General features: G+C 67.3%; 15 protein-coding genes. 9 read left to right on the top strand and 6 right to left on the bottom strand.

The window, feature by feature from the left end; all coding sequences use genetic code 11:
• Window positions 1-13: 13 nt before the first annotated feature.
• The 5 genes from PU630_RS14865 to PU630_RS14845 form a co-directional block, all read right to left on the bottom strand.
• A complete protein-coding gene (locus PU630_RS14865; RefSeq protein WP_275277836.1) occupies window positions 14-1,030 on the bottom strand; it encodes an ABC transporter permease in 1,017 nt (338 codons plus the stop codon).
• Window positions 1,023-2,633 carry a sugar ABC transporter ATP-binding protein gene (locus PU630_RS14860; RefSeq protein WP_275277835.1) on the bottom strand — a complete coding sequence of 537 codons (1,611 nt, stop codon included), beginning with the start codon at window positions 2,631-2,633 and terminating at the stop codon, window positions 1,023-1,025. Before PU630_RS14860 ends, PU630_RS14865 begins: the two co-directional genes overlap by 8 nt.
• A complete protein-coding gene (locus PU630_RS14855) occupies window positions 2,630-3,772 on the bottom strand; it encodes a sugar ABC transporter substrate-binding protein (RefSeq protein ID WP_275277834.1) in 1,143 nt (380 codons plus the stop codon). Before PU630_RS14855 ends, PU630_RS14860 begins: the two co-directional genes overlap by 4 nt.
• Before the next feature lie 350 nt (window positions 3,773-4,122).
• Window positions 4,123-4,920: an SDR family NAD(P)-dependent oxidoreductase gene (locus PU630_RS14850; protein WP_275277833.1), complete on the bottom strand. Its 798-nt coding sequence runs from the start codon at window positions 4,918-4,920 to the stop codon at window positions 4,123-4,125.
• Window positions 4,917-6,326, bottom strand: a complete 1,410-nt coding sequence (locus tag PU630_RS14845) for an FAD-binding oxidoreductase (RefSeq protein WP_275277832.1) — start codon at window positions 6,324-6,326, stop codon at window positions 4,917-4,919. Before PU630_RS14845 ends, PU630_RS14850 begins: the two co-directional genes overlap by 4 nt.
• A gap of 216 nt (window positions 6,327-6,542) precedes the next feature.
• On the opposite strand from PU630_RS14845, the gene PU630_RS14840 reads away from it, so the two are divergent.
• From PU630_RS14840 to PU630_RS14830, 3 genes are all read left to right on the top strand, one after another.
• On the top strand, window positions 6,543-7,307 hold the full coding sequence (locus PU630_RS14840; protein ID WP_275277831.1) for an SDR family NAD(P)-dependent oxidoreductase: 765 nt from the start codon (window positions 6,543-6,545) through the stop codon (window positions 7,305-7,307).
• Between the two features lie 66 nt (window positions 7,308-7,373).
• Window positions 7,374-8,294, top strand: coding sequence for a LysR family transcriptional regulator (locus PU630_RS14835; protein ID WP_275277830.1), 921 nt, complete (start codon window positions 7,374-7,376; stop codon window positions 8,292-8,294).
• 123 nt (window positions 8,295-8,417) lie between these two features.
• Window positions 8,418-8,837, top strand: a complete 420-nt coding sequence (locus PU630_RS14830; protein WP_275277829.1) for a hypothetical protein — start codon at window positions 8,418-8,420, stop codon at window positions 8,835-8,837.
• Window positions 8,838-8,851: 14 nt separating this feature from the next.
• On the opposite strand, the gene PU630_RS14825 is transcribed toward PU630_RS14830, so the two are convergent.
• Window positions 8,852-9,775 (bottom strand): LysR family transcriptional regulator, encoded by a 924-nt coding sequence (locus PU630_RS14825; protein WP_275277828.1) that lies wholly within the window; start codon window positions 9,773-9,775, stop codon window positions 8,852-8,854.
• A gap of 220 nt (window positions 9,776-9,995) precedes the next feature.
• Between PU630_RS14825 and PU630_RS14820 the strand changes: the two genes are divergently transcribed.
• Genes PU630_RS14820 through PU630_RS14795 form a run of 6 tightly spaced genes read left to right on the top strand, consistent with a single transcriptional unit; the run spans window position 9,996 to window position 16,448 of the window.
• On the top strand, window positions 9,996-11,015 hold the full coding sequence (locus PU630_RS14820; protein ID WP_275277827.1) for an ABC transporter substrate-binding protein: 1,020 nt from the start codon (window positions 9,996-9,998) through the stop codon (window positions 11,013-11,015).
• Window positions 11,016-11,031: 16 nt separating this feature from the next.
• Window positions 11,032-11,853 (top strand): ABC transporter permease, encoded by an 822-nt coding sequence (locus PU630_RS14815; protein ID WP_275277826.1) that lies wholly within the window; start codon window positions 11,032-11,034, stop codon window positions 11,851-11,853.
• A complete protein-coding gene (locus PU630_RS14810; protein ID WP_275277825.1) occupies window positions 11,846-12,682 on the top strand; it encodes an ABC transporter permease in 837 nt (278 codons plus the stop codon). Before PU630_RS14815 ends, PU630_RS14810 begins: the two co-directional genes overlap by 8 nt.
• A 35-nt stretch (window positions 12,683-12,717) precedes the next feature.
• A complete protein-coding gene (locus PU630_RS14805; RefSeq protein WP_275277824.1) occupies window positions 12,718-13,551 on the top strand; it encodes an ABC transporter ATP-binding protein in 834 nt (277 codons plus the stop codon).
• Window positions 13,544-15,892: an arylsulfatase gene (locus PU630_RS14800; RefSeq protein ID WP_275277823.1), complete on the top strand. Its 2,349-nt coding sequence runs from the start codon at window positions 13,544-13,546 to the stop codon at window positions 15,890-15,892. The genes PU630_RS14805 and PU630_RS14800 overlap by 8 nt, the downstream gene beginning before the upstream one ends.
• Entirely contained in the window at window positions 15,870-16,448 is a 579-nt protein-coding gene (locus PU630_RS14795) for a MarR family winged helix-turn-helix transcriptional regulator (protein WP_275277822.1), read from the top strand. Before PU630_RS14800 ends, PU630_RS14795 begins: the two co-directional genes overlap by 23 nt.
• Window positions 16,449-16,458 lie beyond the last annotated feature (10 nt).

The raw sequence follows: 16,458 nt of genomic DNA, 5'->3' as shown, positions 1-16,458 counted from the left end.
CTCCGCGGCGCGATCACCCCTTGCGTTTGCTGCGCCCGAGGTACGTCGACAGGGCTACCGCCGCCAGCAATGCGACGCCATTGAAGACGCTCGATGCCCAGCCACTCGCCCCAGAAAGCGCCAGACCGCTCACCGACACCGACACGAACACCGCACCGATGATCGTGCCCCACACGTTGAAGAAGCCGGGTCGGATGGCGGTCGCGCCCAGGAACACTGCGGCGAGCGCGGGGAACAGCAGCGTGCCGCCGTCGGATGCCGCGGCGCTGCCCACGCGCGCCAGCTGCAGCACGCCCGCGGCGCCCGCGATGAACCCGGCGGCGATGAAGCTCCACCAGACGTTCTTGGTCACCGGCAGGCCGACGAGCGTGGCCGCGGTGGGGTTCGAGCCGATCGCGTAGAGGGAACGACCGAACGGTGTGTGAGTGAGCAAGTACCACGCCAGCAGTGCCACCAACAGCGTGATGAAGAAGACGAGCGGGACGCCGGCGATCCGGGTGGAGCCAAACGTGATGAGCGCAGGGTCGATGCCGCTTGCCAGTGTCTTGCCGCCGGTGAACCAGCTGAGCAGTCCCGCCAGCAGCATCGACATGCCCAGCGTCGTCACGAACGGGCTCATGTGCAGGCGGGTCACGAAGAAGCCGTTGACCACGCCCACCAGGGTTCCCAGCATCAGTGATACCACGATGGACAGCCACAGCGGCATCCCGAACGTCGACATGAAGCCCGCGGTCATCACCTGCGTCATCACCGCGTTGGCGCCCAGCGAGAAGTCGAAGTAGTTGCAGATGAGCGGAAACAACGCGGCGATCGAGATCAGTGCGATGACCGCATTGCTGCCCAGGATCACGTTGAGGTTGTTCATCGTCGGGAACGCGGCCCTCGACAACGGGAAGAAGCAGAAGAACGCGTAGACGAGCACGGTGAGCAGCGGCAGGGCGTAGCTCTCCAGAAGCCGGAGCACCGTCGGGGTCTGCTTCACCGGGATCGAAACGGTCGCCGAGGCGGGAGGGGTCTTCGTGTCAGTCATGGGTCGCCTCCGGGTGGGCATCAGGGATGGTCTTCTCGCGCAACACGAGGCTGGTCAGCCCGTCGACGTCGAGCGCACCTGCGGCGACCTCGTCGGTGATCTTCCCGTGGCTGAGAATGAGGGTGCGGTCGCAGAGCGCATGGATCTCGGCGAGGTCGCTCGAAGCGACGATCACCGCGCAGCCTTCGGCTGCGGCGTGACGGATGCTGTTGTAGATGTCGGCGCGGCTCATCACGTCCACGCCCTGGGTGGGCTCGTCCAGGAGCAGCAGATGCGGCTGCCGCTGCATCCACCGTGCCAGCACGACCTTCTGCTGGTTGCCGCCCGACATCGACGAGAACAGCGCGTCGGGTCCGCCGACCTTGACGCCGAAGGTCTCGATCAGCCGGCGAGCAGTGGCGCGCTCGCGGCGGCGCGGCATGAAGCCGGCCGTCCAGTTCTCGGCGAGGGTCGCCAAGGCGAGGTTCTCGGACACCGTCTGATCCATGAAGGATGCCTCGCGAGCGCGATCCTCGGGGACAAATGCCACGCCCGCGGTCATGGCGTCGCCCACGTCGCGCGGCTCGAACGCCGAGCCTTCGAGCGACATCGTGCCTGCGTCGGGGGCGTGCTCACCGAAGACCATCTTCAGCACGCTCGACCGGCCTGAGCCCACCAGGCCCGTCAGGCCCAGGATCTCTCCGCGGTGCACGGTGAAGTCGATGCCACGGACCGGGCCGCCGCGAAGTCCGGTGACCGAGAGGACCGGAGTGTCGTCGGCGGCCGTGACGTCACCGGTGGGCCGCAGCGCCTGGACGGCACGGCCTGCCATGATCTCGATGAGGCGGTCTTCGGTGGGCGACTCGGCGACCAGCTCGCCGACGACGCGGCCGTCGCGATAGATGGTGAAGTCGTCGGAGACGGCGAGCACCTCGCGAAGCCGGTGGCTGACGATGAGCACTGTCTGTCCCTCGTCGGCGCGGCGTCGCACCCGCTCGAGCAGCAGTTTGGATTCGTGCGCGGCCAAGCGTGCTGTCGGCTCGTCGAGCACGAGGATGAGCTGTTGATCAGCGTCTTGATCCTGGAGGGCGCGCGCGATGGCCACCATTGTCTGATCGGAGGGACGCAGCGTACGGATCGGCGCGCGCGGGTCGATGTCGAGTTCGTACTCTCGCAGCAGCGCGGTCACGCGACGTCGGAGTGCGCGCCAGTCGATGCCGGCGCCGCGACGCGGATAGCCGGCGTCGAGTGCGAAGTTCTCCTCGATCGAGAGGTCGTCGAACAGCCCGAGGTCCTGATGCACGAAGCGCAGCCCTGCCTGTTGGGCCGTCGCCGGGGAGTATCCCCGAAGATCATGCTGCTCATCGAAGATCGTGAGCTCACCGCCGTCGGCGGGGTACACGCCGGCAAGGATCTTGATGGTCGTCGACTTTCCCGAGCCGTTGCCGCCGAGCAGGGCGTGCACGGTGCCGCGGCGGACGACGAGGGAAGCGTCGTTGAGCGCCCGGGTTCCGGCGAAGTCCTTGTCGAGGTGCCGCACCACGAGTGCGAGGTCGGAGGTCGACGCGCCGGGAGCGGCAGGGGTCGACCCTGCCGCTCCCGGGTTCGTCGTCACGTCGGTCACTTGCCCCACGCCGTGAGGAACTTGCTCTTCCAGTCGATGCTGCCGTCGTACGGGCCCGACTTCGGCATATTGTGGTCGGCGTCGACCGCCTGCAGCGACTGACCGATGTACTGGGGGTCTTTGCCGTCGAGCACGCGGATTGCGGTGTCGACTGAGCCCCAGGCCTCCCAGATCTGCGCCTGGCCGATTGTGGCGGTGATGCCCGGCTGGCCGTCGCGGATCATGTCGATCGCTGCCTCCGAGCCGAATCCGCCGACCACGGTCAGCTTGTCTGCCAGTCCGGCCTGGGCGACGCCCGCGGCCAGGCCGTTCACGAGGTAGGCGTCGGTCGGCATGACGAGCGCATTGGCGTCGGGGTGCGCCAACAGGACGCTGACGATCTTCTGGATGTAACTGCCGTCGGCGCTCTCAGGGTCTGAGATATCGACGGTGGCGACGACCTCGCCGCTGCCGAGCGCCTTGACCTCATCGGTGTAGCCGGAGGTCACGAGGGACCCCCACGGGTTACTGGTCATGTTCACGACGACGGCCTTCAGGTCGCCGTTCGTCTTGCCCCAGGTGTAATCGGCCTGCAGCTTGCCCATTGTGCCGAAGGGGGTTGGCACCGGCGGGTTCTCCAGCCACAGACGGTCGGTGTTCCACTCCTTCGGGTCGCAGTCGTCGACGCCGCCGCCTCCGACGATGACGACTCCGGCATTCTTCGCCTCCTTGAACGCCGCCGCCGCGGCGCTGCAGCTGATGCCCACAGGGACGAGCACGTCGGCGCCGCCGGCAACGGCCTGGCGGATAGCGGTCGCGAAGCCCTCGGGGCTCAGCTTGCCGTCGACGACCGTGGTCTTCCACCCCGCGGTCTTCGCCGCATCTACCATCGCCGCGGTGGGTGCAGCGCAGGTGGAGAGCGACTGGCCGCACGACATCACGTAGAAGTTGATGTCGGACTTGGGGGTGGCCGGTGTGAGGTCTTCGAGAGTGGAGCCGACACCCGTGTAGGCCGTGTCGAGCGCCTTCTGCGCAGCGGCGCTCAGCGAGCTGGAGTCGGAGGGCTTCGCGGCATTGCCGCCATCCGTCGTACATGCGCTCACGGTGAGCGCGATCGCGACCATGGCCGCGGCCATGGTGATCTTTCGTGCAGTTCTCACGGATACTCCTGCTGTGTATCAGGAGGGGGGATGCCTAAGGCGCCCTCGCCTCATCTCGGGTCTGGCGGCTGTGCCAGCCCTGTCATCACACCAGACCGTGCCGGCGATCGGAACGCCGAGCGGAAGATGCCTTGCATCGCACGGGCCGATGTGTTGCGGCATCCCTGGTCCCGGTGACGGGCGGCCGCAGAGCCCGCCCGTCGAAATGGGGCCCTGTCCGGCAGGCACCTTCTGCGGGTAGCCGCGGCCGAGCGTTGCAGAAGGCGACTGCTGAACGAGTGGGGTGGATGCCGCGGCCGGCGTGTACGCGTCAGATGCGCCTCTCGGTGCCGGTGACGATGGCGACGCGCTCAGTCGGCGGCAAGGGTGCCCCCGTCGATCACGATGTTCTGCCCGCTCACGAACGCTCCGGCGTCAGAAGCGAGCCACACAACCGCGCCCGCGACCTCTTCGGGGCGTCCGAAGCGGCCCAGCGGCGTCTTGGCGAGGCGCACGGTTGCGGCATCCGGATCGTCGGTGATGGGACGCGCGAAGTCGGTGGCTATCACGCCGGGAGACAGCGCATTCGCGCGGATTCCGCGTGGGCCCCACTGCACGGCGATGTTGCGGGCCAGTTGGGCATTGGCTGCCTTGGTGATGCCGTAGCCGCCGATCGCGCGGTTGCCGCGCAGGCCCGACAGACTCGACATGACCAGGAACAGCCCGCCGCCGCCGTCCGCCATGACCGGCAGCGCAGCATCGGCCAGGCGCAGCACCGAGCGCACGTGCAGGTCGACCATCCGGTCGAAGCGCTCGAGCGCCTTAGTGGTGCCCGGGTGTGCGGCGTCTTGTGGGGCATCCATCGCTGCTCCCGCGTTCGCGAAGACGACGTCGATGCGCCGGAAGCGGTCTCGTGTCTCGGCGACCAGCGCGGCGGGGGCCGATGCATCGGTCAGGTCGCACTCGACGCCCACCGCGCTCATGCCGCGATCGACCAGACCACGGGCGGCGCCGGCGGCATCACCGAGCCCGGCCAGCACCACGTGGGCGCCGGCCGCGGCCAGCGCCTCGGCGGTGACCAGGCCCATGCCGCTGGTCGCACCGGTGACGATCGCGACGCGGCCGTCGAGCGAGAACAGCGATGACGGCGAGAGCGGCGAGTCGATCATGCCCGTGTCAGTTCCCAGTGGTTGTGGTTCACGGTGGCATCGTCGGCGGCGAGATAGCGGTGGAAGCGGCCCTCGGGGTCGCGCTCCGTGATGATCCGCTGCAGCTTCTCCCAGTTCTCGGCCGCCATGAACCGCAGTTGGCGGTTCGTCATGTCGCTGTCGCCGAGGTACTGGCCGGCGGTGACCGGCTCGGCGTATGCGAACACCTCGTCCATCCACGCGCGGTTGCGCTCGTACTCGGCGGGGTCCTCGTACACGGTGTAGGCGGCGACGTACGCGTCGGTGTGCAGCGAGAACGCCATGTCGGGCAGTGGGCGGCGCGGTGCGTTGCTCATCCAGATCGCGAAACCGCGGTCGGTGGGGTTGGTCGTGAACAGGGGACGGATCCCTTCTATCATCGCCGCTATGCCCTCGGGCGTGTTCTCGCCGTCGACCCACGCGTTGTCGGTGATGTACTGCCAGTGCTCGGGGTTCTGCCGTTCCTGCTCGGCGCGCTGCTCGGCCATCGACGAGGGCGCGGCATCCTTCACGAAGACGGCGCGCTCCAGCGCCGGGCACTCGTTGAACGCCGCGAGCGAGGCCTGCGCGTGCGCGAGGTCGTCGCCGAACGCGAAGCCGGTGACCAGCAGCAGTCGGCGCTCCGCGCCGTCGGGCGCCGGGGTGGTCACCGAAACGCATACGATCTCGACGTTGTCGGGGATGCTGCCGTGCACCTGGTACATCCAGGTCATCACCTCGGTGAAGTCGTCGAGCTCGTAGCCCTGCACGGTGTGCGCGACGGCGCCGGCGGCCGCCCGCGTCGCGAGGTGGAAGCGCACGACGATGCCCGGGAAGCTCGGGCCCGCCCCGCGGGCAGCCCAGTACAGATCGCTGTTCTGCTCCGCATCGGCGCGCACGAGCTCGCCCGAAGCGGTGACCACGTCGATCGCGACGATCGACTCGGCCGCCCAGCCCCAGCCGCGCTGGTTCCACCCCTGGCCGCCCTGCAGCAGGAATCCGCCGATGCCCACGGACGGGCAGTGACCGCCGTTGAAGAATCGTCCGCGCTCTTCGAGATACGGCGAGAGCACCTCACCGCCCTTGACCGCCGGGCCGGCCGCGACGATGTGCGTGGTCTCGTCGTAGGTGATGTCGTCGAGTGCGCCCAGGTCGATGAGCAGCCCGCCCTCGCGCACGCTCCACGCCGCCCAGGCGTGCCCGCCCGAGCGCACCGCCACCGTCCAGCCGCGCTCGGCGGCCAGGCATACACCGCGCTGCACGTCGCCTACCGATGCGGCGATCAGCACCGCGTCGGGCTGCCGGTCGGGCCGGCGTCCGTTGAACACACGCCCGACACGGGCCTGGTCCCAGTCGGGGTCGGTAGGCAGCACGAACCGGCCGTCGAAGTCGGTGGTGGCAGACGTCATCGTCGAACTCCTCGCAAAGAGATGGTGATCCGATCCGACAGTACGATTCGGGATGCCGTCACACAGCGCCTGCTCGGGCATACCAGCTATCGCGGCATCCCGCCCCGCCCGGCGGCACCGCGCCGGATAGGAGGTATGCGGCCGCACGGATTCCCGGGACGGCGAGAGATCCCTACCGTGGGAGTGCACGACTCAGCGACGAGAGAAGGAGGCCGTATGGGACGGCTGGACGGCAAGATCGCACTCATCACCGGCATCGGCGGCGGCATGGGCCGTGACGCGGCGCGCCGGTTCGCCGCGGAGGGTGCACAGGTGGTCGGCTGCGACCTGAACTCCGACACGCTCGACGAGACCGTGCAGATCGTGCGCTCCGAAGGTGGCGAGATCACCGGGTTCGGCGGCGTCGACCTGAGCGACCCGCAGACCACGGCGGAGTGGGTGGATGCCGCCGCCGGCGTCTACGGCGGCATCGACATCCTCTACAACAACGCGGGGATCCAGCGCTTCGCACCGATCGACGAGCTGTCGGTCGACGACTGGGAGCTGAACCTGCGCGGCGAGCTGAGCATCGTGTTCTACGCGGTGCGCGCAGCCTGGAAACACCTCAAGGAGGGTGGCGGGGTCATTGTCAACATCGGCTCGATCGCGGGGACGCGTGGCGTCGAGTTCATGCCGCAGAACGTGCACGGCGCAGCCAAGGCCGGCGTCATCAACCTCACGCAGCATCTCGCGGTCGAGGGCGGCCCCCTCGGCATCCGCGCCGTGTGCATCTCGCCCGGGTTCATCCAGACCCCGGCGACGGAGTTCCTTGTCGAAAATCCACCCGCCGAGCTCAAGGCGACCTGGGACCGCATCCCGCTGCGTCGCGTCGGCCAGACCTCCGACATCGTGAACGCTGCCGTGTTCTTGGCCTCCGACGAGGCGACCTGGATCACGGGCGTGAACCTCGTGATCGACGGCGGCGGGTCCGTCCTGGGGTGAGCCGTCGAAAGGTCACGGTGCCCGAGGGTGGCCGGCAACGCTAACCCGGCCCGCTACGATGCGAGCATGGCCGTCGGACACGATCTCAACCTGCTGCTCCCGCTGCGGGCGCTGCTCGAAGAGGCCAACGTGACGCGCGCCGGCCAGCGCGTGCAGATGGGTCAGTCGTCGATGAGCACGGCACTCGCGCGCCTGCGCACGGTGTTTCACGATGAGCTGCTCGTGCGCGTCGGACGCGAATACGAGCTGACCCCGCTGGCGCGCCTGCTGCTGCCGCAGGTGCAGGAGACGGTGCCGCTCATCGAGCGCGTGCTCGCCGGAGAGACCGGTTTCGACCCGTCGTCGCTGCGCCGCGACTTCACGCTCATGATGACCGACTACGGCACCATGCGCTTGCGGGGGGCGATTGCGGCTGTACTCGAACGAGCCCCGTATCTCCGCGTTGACGTCGTGCCGTTGCCCGAGCGGCCCATGGAGAGCGCCCGTGACCTCATCACGCACGACTTCGTCGTGACGGTGCCGGGCATCGGCATCGAGGGGCGCCGCGCCGACGTGCTGCGTGACGAGTACGTGTGTGTCATCGACCCGCGCAACCCTGCGCTCGTGGACGGACGGCTCTCGCTCGAGGCGTTCGTGTCGCTGCCGCAGGCGGTGGCCCAGTTCGGTCGTCTGCACTTCACGCCCGCCGATCGCCGGCTGCGTGAGCTGGGCATCGATCGGCGCGCGCCGCGCGTGACCGCGGAAAGCTTCTTGCCACTCCCGTCGATCGTGGCGGGCACCGATCTCGTGGCGGTCGTGCCGGGCGCGGTCGCCGAGGTGCTTGGCCCGTCCGACGGCGTCATCGGGGTACCCGCGCCGTTCGGGAGCGTCGGCATCGACCTGAAGCTCTGGTGGCACGAGAGCCACGATGGAGACCCCGTGCACGTGTGGTTCCGGCAACAGCTGATCCAAGAGATCAGCGACGACGAGTCTCTGCGCACGCGATAGCCACCGACCTCCCCGCGGGAGAAATGGCTTGCATCGCCCGGTGGACGTTCCGCCGCGGCATCCCGCCCCGTAGTTTCAATCTCGCAGCGGAAATGCTGTGCAGCTTCGACGTCAGGAGTGCCGATGACGGGTGCATCCGGCTTGGTCGTCGGCGCCGGCGCCGCAGGCGCGGTGGCGGCGCTTGCGCTCGCGCGTGCGGGTCTCGACGTGATATTCGCCGTCGGAGGCGATGACGCGGTGCTGGACATCCAGGTCGCCTTGCGTGCTCTGGGAGAGGAAGACGCCGAGACCGACGCGTTCGCTGACCGGCTGCGTCTGTGGGGGGTCGAGGTACGGCCCGACACCGAACTCGTGGGGTCGGTCGTGATCGACCGTCACATCGAGGTGGAGCTCTCCGACGGGCGTGTGGAAAACCACGACCTCGTTGTGGTGGTGGCGCCGGGGGTGGATGCTGCGCCCTGGCAGATCCTCGCGAGCGATTCGGCGCCGCATCCCGACGCCGTCGATCAGGCGATAGCGGCGCTGGGAATGCTTGCGGGCTGAACCCCCGCGCTCTGTCACTCGTCGGTGCCGTCGGCGAACTCGATGCGCTCCGAAACGGTGCGCAGCACGCCAAGGAGCCAGCTCAGTGCGGGATCGTCCGTGCGTGAGGGGTGCCAGTATGCCGATTCCACGAGCACCGGCAGGCGCAACGGGAGTTGCGCGATGGCAAGCCCCAGTTCGTCGGCATACAGCTCGGCGAGCCGAGTCGGTGCGAACCCGAAGAACGCGGTGCCGGCCACAGTGAACGGCACCGGCAAGAACCCGGGGACGATGCGCGCCACGGAGGGACTGACGCCTGCCTCGGTCAGCGCCTCATCCGCGAACATCACTACTCCTTGTGCGAGCGCGACCTGCACGTAGGGCAGTTGTGTCAGGTCCTCGAGCGTGAGCGCCCCGTTGCGGAGTCGCGGATTGTCAGCGGAGATGATGCACGACATAGTGTCCGAGAACAGGGCCTGGTGTTTGCCTGGGATGAGCCGCGTCGCCGAGGCGACGACCACGTCTTCGCGGAGCAGGTCGATGGGCTCGACGTTGATGAGCGGCGAGAATTCGACCGAAACGCCCGGCGCCTGCTCTTCGAGCACGTCCAGCAGCGGTGCGGTCATGACCGAGAGCGCGTAGTCAGACGCCGTGATGCGGAACTGGCGGTCGGTGGTGCGCGGGTCGAACATGGGCCGCATGTTCAGGGTGCGGGCGATCTCAGCCATCGCCTCGCGCACGATCGGTTGCAGCTCGAGCGCCTTCGGGGTCAGCTCCGACATGCGTCCGCCGCGCACGAGCAGGGGATCGTCGAACAGCTTGCGCAGTTTTGCGACAGCGCCGCTCACCCCCGGCTGTGTGAGGCCGATGGACTCTCCCGCGCGAGTCAGATTTCGTTCGGTGAGGATGGCGTCGAGAACGACGAGCAGATTGACGTCGATGCCGCGCAGATCGCTCATACGGCGAGCTTAGACAATGCGTTCTCGGCCGTCCGCCGGTCGAGCGAGTGTTTCGCTTGTGCATTATCGCCACGGCAAGGTCGGTCTCAGAAGCGGGTTGGCCGATAACTAGTATCTGTTGACAGAACCATTCTGCGCCTAGAAGCATGTCGACCAGGTCCTCTGCCGGAGATGCCGCCCACGCCGGGCGCACGACGCGGAGAGTGCGAGGAGGCACAACATGCACGCTCGAGTACGTCGTTACGTCGCCGTCGGTGCCGCCGTTGCGGCGGCAGCTCTGGCTCTGTCGGGATGTGCGTCATCCGCATCGGGGACGCCGGCGGGCGCGACCACCGCCACCCTCGATCCGGCGCACCCGGTGAAGATCTCGGTCATCCGATCGGCCGGCGCCCAGTTCGAGCCACTCGAAATCGGCATCAAAGAAGGCTTCTTCGCGGACGAAGGTCTAGACGTCGATGTGAAGGCGGGGACCGGCAACCCCGCGACGCTCGCACCGCAGCTGGTGAGTGGCCAGATCCAATTCGCCATGATCGACATCGCCACCCCGATCGCTGCGGCCTCGCAGGATGTGCCGATCTCGCTGATCTCGGCCATCTACAATGACGACCCATCGAACAAAGCCAGCTCTGGTCTGCTCGTCCCCCCGGGGAGTTCGATCACGTCGATCGCGGATCTGAAGGGCAAGACGATCGCGACCAATCAGCTCGCTGGGTCGCCGGTCGTCTCCGTGAACAAGGCTCTCAAGGACGCCGGCGTGCCGCTGGACTCTATCAAGTGGGTTCAGCTGACCCCGGATTCACTCGCGGACGCGGCCCTTGGGCACCAAGCCGACGCGATCCTGACGTTCGGTGCGTTCTTCCAAGGAGCGATCCAGAAGGGTTTTACCTTCCTAGACGCAACGAGTGGCGGTATGACGTTCCCGAGAGTGACGCAGGTTGCCTGGGGAGCGGCGAACAAGTACATGGCCAGCAACCCGGCAGTCGTTGCGGCGTTCATCCGTGCTAACGAGCGGGCTCAAGAGTTCGCAAACAAGAATCCGGACCGCGTTAGAGAGATCGACACGCGACTCACCAAGCTCCCCGCGGACTACATCGCGAAGCGGCCGATTGCGCCGTTCGGGGGACCCTTCCATGTAGATGTCATCCAGCAGATGGCAGATGCGATGTATGCCCAGGGGTTCATCAAGAAGAAGGTGGACGTCGCCTCTCAGCTGCTGTGGCCGGACGCGGAAAAGAACTGACGAAGCGAACGGGCACATGACACTCTCTGCAACACTGCACCGCACGGGCGAGGCGCGCCACGCCGACTCCGAGCGCAGCAAGATGTCGCGCGTGGCCGCCCAGATCGGTGTGATCGCCGGAGCGATCATCCTCTGGGAGGTCATCGCCCGCAGCGGCGTTCTGCCGGCATCCCTTCTCCCGCCATTCAGTGAGGTCGCCGTGGCGCTGGTCTCGCTGCTGGGCCAGGCATCGTTCTGGGGCGACGTAGGGGCCACACTCGGCGGGGCGATGCTGGGTCTTGTGACCTCGGCCGTGATCGCCATTCCGATCGGACTCCTGGCGGGCCTGTCGCCGTTCGTGGAGAGATCCACGCGGATTCTCGTCGACATCGGGCGGTCGTTCCCCTCGATCGCTCTCCTGCCGGTCATCATCCTCTTCTACGGAACGACGCTGCCCACAAAGTTGATCGTCATCGTTCTCGCCTGCAGCTTCCCACTGATCGTGCAGACGATTTACGGCGCTCGCGGGATCGAGGAGTCGATCATCGAGACCGCGCGTTCGTACCGCATACGCTTTCGCCTGTACTTCCTCCGGGTGGCATTGCCGACCGCGACCCCGTCGATCATGACGGGGGTGCGGCTGGCGACCACCGTCGCCGTGCTCGTCGCCGTCGGCGCCGAGGTCATCGGCGGACTGCCCGGTATCGGCCAGGGGCTGGCCCAAGCGCAACTGGACGGGGCATCTGCGACGGCGTTCGCGTACTTCGTCGTGGCCGGCACGCTGGGCTTCGTCGTCACGCGGCTTGCAGAACTCCTGGAAGCCCGTTTTCTACGCTGGAGGCCCTCGGACAATGACTGATGCACACGCCCCCGTCACGGCATCCGCTCGCATCGGCCGAGTCGTCACGCTGCTCTGGCTGCCGGTCGTGCTTCTGATCGCGGTGTTCTGGCTCACCGCTGGAAGTACCAACATCTACTTTCCGCCGGCGACGAGCGTCGTCAGCACTATCGTCGACGGATTCGCCGACGGCGAGCTGGGAGCCGCCCTCGGGTACAGCATGACGAACTTCGCTCTCGGTCTCTTCATCGCCGGGATCGTCGGCATCGCAGGGGGCCTGTTCCTCGGTGAGCGCCCTGCCATCCGTGGGGCGTTCGAGCCGATGCTGAACTTCGTGCGCGCGCTGCCCTTCGTCGCGCTCGTGCCGATCTTCATCATCGCGCTCGGAATCTCGGCGGCGCCGAAGACCGCACTGATCGCCCTGGGCTGCCTCTGGCCGGTGCTGCTGAACACCACCGACGGCGTGCGCGCCATCTCGCCGGCGATCCTGGAGACCTCCCGCAGCTATCGCGTCGGCAGCGCGCTGCGCCTGCGACGCGTGACGCTGATGGGGGCGCTGCCGCAGATCTTCGCCGGGCTGCGCGTGGCGCTCTCCGTCGGGATCGTGATGGTGGTCGTCAGCGAGATGTACGGGTCGACAGAAGGCATCGGCTACTACATCCTCTTCAGCGCCCAGCGCTTCGCGATCGCCGAGACATGGGCCGGAACGTTCGTGCTGGCGGCAGTCGGGTATCTGCTCAACGTCGTGTTCGTGTGGATCGAGCACCTCACCCTCGGCTGGTACGAGCGGCGCGCACCGCGCGTGCGCGGAGCGCGCACTGCCCGCAGTGCGCAGAAGGTCCTCGCATGAGCGCGGCCCCAGAACATCACGCAAGGAGAACCGATATGTCACTGGCTGAGACCATCGCCGCGCCGGAGGTCCCACCGCGGGCCCGGGACGCACTGACAGTGGAGGGCCTGACGAAGACGTTCGGCGACCACCGCGTGCTCGAGGGGCTGGACCTGGTCGTCCAACCCGGGGAGTTCGTATGCATCGTCGGCCCGTCCGGTGCGGGCAAGACCACACTGCTGCGGTGCTTGTCTGGGCTCATGCCACCGACGAGCGGCACGGTGAGTTACGGCGACACGCGCGTGAACCGGCCGCTGGCCGAAATCGCCGTCGTATTCCAGGACTATCGCGGCTCGTTGATGCCGTGGATGCGCGTGTGGGACAACGTCGCCTTCCCACTGCAGAGTCGTGGGATGCCCAAGGCCGAACGGCGAGCCCGCGCGCTGCGTGCACTCGAGTCCGTCGGGCTGGCGGACGTCGCCGACCAATACCCATGGCAGCTCTCCGGCGGCATGCAGCAGCGGGTCGCCATCGCACGTGCACTCGCATACGACGCTCCGATTCTGCTGATGGATGAGCCGTTCGGCTCCGTCGACGCACAGACACGCTTCGAACTGGAAGATCTGATCCTCCGACTGCGCGCCGAACTCGGACTGACCATCGCACTGGTGACACACGACATCGATGAAGCCGTGTACCTCAGCGACCGCGTGGTCGTGGTGGCCGGGCGCCCGACGCGGGTGATCGACGACGTCGCCATCGACCTGGGGCCCGCGCGCGAGCAGATCGCGACCAAGGCGACACCCCGGTTCGGACAGTTGCGGAGCCGCGTGATGCGGGAGATCATCGACCCGCGTTACCGGGGCTCGCAGGAGGAGCGCAATGACTGAGCAGGGCCAGACCGAGGTGCCGTCGTTCGCGCGCGGCTACGAGCACTTCGAAGGTCAGATCGGACGCACGTACTCTCAGTCGCGTCCGTGGTGGCCGACCGAGCCGGAGTCTCCGGCCGGGGCGCCGAATGTGATCGTCATGCTCGTCGACGATATGGGTTATGCCGACATCGGCCCGTTCGGGGCCGAGATCGACACGCCGAACCTCGACCGGCTCGCCGCCGGGGGTATGCGGCTGACCAACTATCACACGACCCCGGTGTGCTCGCCGGCACGCGCGGCGCTGCTGACCGGCATCAATTCGCACCGCGCGGGATTCAGCACCGTCGCCGGTTTCGACCCGGGTTTTCCGGGAGCGACGTTCGAGATCGCCGATGATGTGGTCACGCTTCCGGAAACTCTGCGGGGCGCGGGTTACGCGACGTTCATGGTGGGCAAGTGGCATCTGAGCCGCGGGTCGGCAACCAACGACGGGGCCGCCAAGAAGTCGTGGCCCCTGCAGCGCGGGTTCGACCGGTACTACGGCTGCCTCGAGGGTTTCACCCCGTTCATGGCGCCGAATCGTCTCGTCCGTGACAACAGCCCTGTCGAGGTCGAGCGGTATCCCGACGACTACTACCTCACCGACGACCTGACCGACGAGGCGATCGGCATGATCCGGGGCCTGCGTGCGCATGATGCCCGCAAGCCCTTCTTCCTCTACTTCGCCCACCACGCCATGCACGCCCCGTTCGCGGCCAAGCCCGACGACATCGCCAAGTATCGGGGGCGATATGACGAAGGGTGGGATGCCGTGCGGCAGCAGCGCTTCGCACGGCAGCAGGAGCTCGGCGTGGTGGACGAGGGCGTGCGTCTGCCGGACCGTAACAATGAGGGGCCAGCGCTGGACGTGCCGCCGTGGGACGACGTTCCGGCCGACGAGCAGGAGAAGACGGCACGGATCATGGAGGTGTACGCCGCGATGGTCGACAATCTCGACCAGAACCTCGGCCGGCTGCTGCAGACCCTCGAAGACTACGGCGAACTCGACAACACGATCATCGTGTTCACGAGCGACAACGGAGGGGCGAATGACGGGGGGCGGCTCGGCACCCGCAGCTACCTGGCGAACTTCCTCGGATTCATGAGCGGCATCCCCGACGACTGGAATCGTGACAGCGATCTCGATCTCGATCTCATCGGCGGTCCGCAGACGATGCTGCAGTATCCGCGCGGATGGGCGATGGCCTCGAACACACCGTTCCGGCTGTACAAGGGCTCGACGTTCGCGGGGGGTGTGCGCACGCCGATGATCGTGCACTGGCCGGCGGGGCTGGATCGTGATGCAGCTGATGATGGATTCCGTCGGCAGTATGCCTTCGTCTCCGATGTGGCCCCGACGATCCTCGAGGCCGTAGGTGTGGCGGCGAGCCGGGAGCGCAACGGCCGTGCAGCTCAGCAGATGGATGGCCAGAGCTTCCTGCCGCTGCTTGCCGATGCCGCACACCCCGGCGTGCGTTTCGAGCAGTACACGGAGTGGAACGGCAATCGCGGCATGTACCGCAACGGATGGAAGGCGCTGACCTTGCACCGGCCTGGCGCTCCATTCGAACCCGGCGAGTGGCAGCTGTACGACACACGCGTGGACCCCACCGAGATCGACGACGTGGCAGCGTCGCATCCCGATCTGCTGCACGAACTGGCAGACGCGTGGGAGCGCGAGGCCTGGCGCAACACGGTCTTCCCTCTGGAGGATGCCTCGGGGATCCTTACGCATGTGCACCGCCCCGCAACCGATGCGTTTGCCGATCCCGTGCGCCTCTTCCCGGGTACACCACAGCTGGAGCGTGAGCGATCGGCGGCGCTGATCAATGAGAGATCGTTCGAGGTGGTCGCCGAGCTGGACGCGGCGGAGGGCGATGAGGGCGTGCTCTTCGCGCACGGAGACCAGAACGGAGGCTATGTCGTATACGTCGAAGACGGTCGGGTGCACTTCGACTACAACGAGTACGGCATCCTCCACCAGGCGCGGGGATCCCGCCTCGAGCCGGGGGAGCATCGGGTGCAGCTCACGGCGTCGTGGCTTCCGGGTCTGCGCTGGGACTTCGCGCTCAGCATCGATGGTGACGAGTGTGCACGGGTGGACGGTGTGCAGATGATGGTCGGACTGGCGCCTTACACGGGCATCGATGTCGGGATCGATCGTGGCGGCCCGGTGTCGTGGCCCATGCATGTCGCGCACGGCGCCTACCGGTTCACCGGAGCCTTGCGGCACGTGACATTCACACCGGGCGAGGTGGCCGACTACAACCGGGATGAGTATTTCCGGGCGTGGCGGGATGCCGCGGCCGTCTTCGACTAGGAGCCAACGGGTAAAGTCGGGGAAGGCATCGGACGGCGAACGATCGGTGGATGTAGTGCAGGAACAGTTGCCGATGGCACAAGACCAGGACGCGGCTTGGGCGCTGACGGACATCATCATCCGGATCCGCCGGATCCTGCGCGCGAGCGTGCGCGCGGAGATCCCGTGGGAGGCGTTGCCTATGGCGCAGGTAGAGATCCTCCAGAGGCTCGCCGACGAGCCGGGGCTCCGCGTCAGCGACCTTGCGCGGCGGCACCGTCTGGCGACCAACACGGTGAGCACGATAGTGCAGCAGATGGTCGTCGGAGGGTTGATCGTGCGCGAGCCCGTGCCCGATGACCGCCGCGCCGTCAGTCTTCATCTGACGGATCAGGGGCAGGCGAGTCTCGATGGGTGGTTACAGGCCAACTACGCGCGCGTGGAAGTCGCCTGGGGAACGCTGGCGCCGCGGGAACGCGAGAAGATCGCCGAAGCGCTCGCCTCTCTGCGCACCCTCGTGGACAACCTCGACGTGGTGCCGGAATCGGGCGACGTGCCGGCAATCAACGTGGTGTGAGGTCGGTGGC

Origin of the sequence: Microbacterium horticulturae (genome assembly GCF_029094505.1) — a bacterium.
GTDB lineage: Bacteria > Actinomycetota > Actinomycetes > Actinomycetales > Microbacteriaceae > Microbacterium > Microbacterium horticulturae.
The sequence above is the reverse complement of the archived record's forward strand: the minus strand, read 5'-3'. Positions and strand labels throughout refer to the sequence as shown.

Bases quoted from the DNA above. Each gene is read 5' to 3' on its own strand.
- PU630_RS14865 (WP_275277836.1), bottom strand. From the start codon at position 1,030: ATGACTGACACGAAGACCCCTCCCGCCTCGGCGACCGTTTCGATCCCG.
- PU630_RS14850 (WP_275277833.1), bottom strand. From the start codon at position 4,920: ATGATCGACTCGCCGCTCTCGCCGTCATCGCTGTTCTCGCTCGACGGC.
- PU630_RS14845 (WP_275277832.1), bottom strand. From the start codon at position 6,326: ATGACGTCTGCCACCACCGACTTCGACGGCCGGTTCGTGCTGCCTACC.
- PU630_RS14840 (WP_275277831.1), top strand. From the start codon at position 6,543: ATGGGACGGCTGGACGGCAAGATCGCACTCATCACCGGCATCGGCGGC.
- PU630_RS14835 (WP_275277830.1), top strand. From the start codon at position 7,374: ATGGCCGTCGGACACGATCTCAACCTGCTGCTCCCGCTGCGGGCGCTG.
- PU630_RS14830 (WP_275277829.1), top strand. From the start codon at position 8,418: ATGACGGGTGCATCCGGCTTGGTCGTCGGCGCCGGCGCCGCAGGCGCG.
- PU630_RS14825 (WP_275277828.1), bottom strand. From the start codon at position 9,775: ATGAGCGATCTGCGCGGCATCGACGTCAATCTGCTCGTCGTTCTCGAC.
- PU630_RS14820 (WP_275277827.1), top strand. From the start codon at position 9,996: ATGCACGCTCGAGTACGTCGTTACGTCGCCGTCGGTGCCGCCGTTGCG.
- PU630_RS14815 (WP_275277826.1), top strand. From the start codon at position 11,032: ATGACACTCTCTGCAACACTGCACCGCACGGGCGAGGCGCGCCACGCC.
- PU630_RS14810 (WP_275277825.1), top strand. From the start codon at position 11,846: ATGACTGATGCACACGCCCCCGTCACGGCATCCGCTCGCATCGGCCGA.
- PU630_RS14805 (WP_275277824.1), top strand. From the start codon at position 12,718: ATGTCACTGGCTGAGACCATCGCCGCGCCGGAGGTCCCACCGCGGGCC.
- PU630_RS14800 (WP_275277823.1), top strand. From the start codon at position 13,544: ATGACTGAGCAGGGCCAGACCGAGGTGCCGTCGTTCGCGCGCGGCTAC.
- PU630_RS14795 (WP_275277822.1), top strand. From the start codon at position 15,870: ATGCCGCGGCCGTCTTCGACTAGGAGCCAACGGGTAAAGTCGGGGAAG.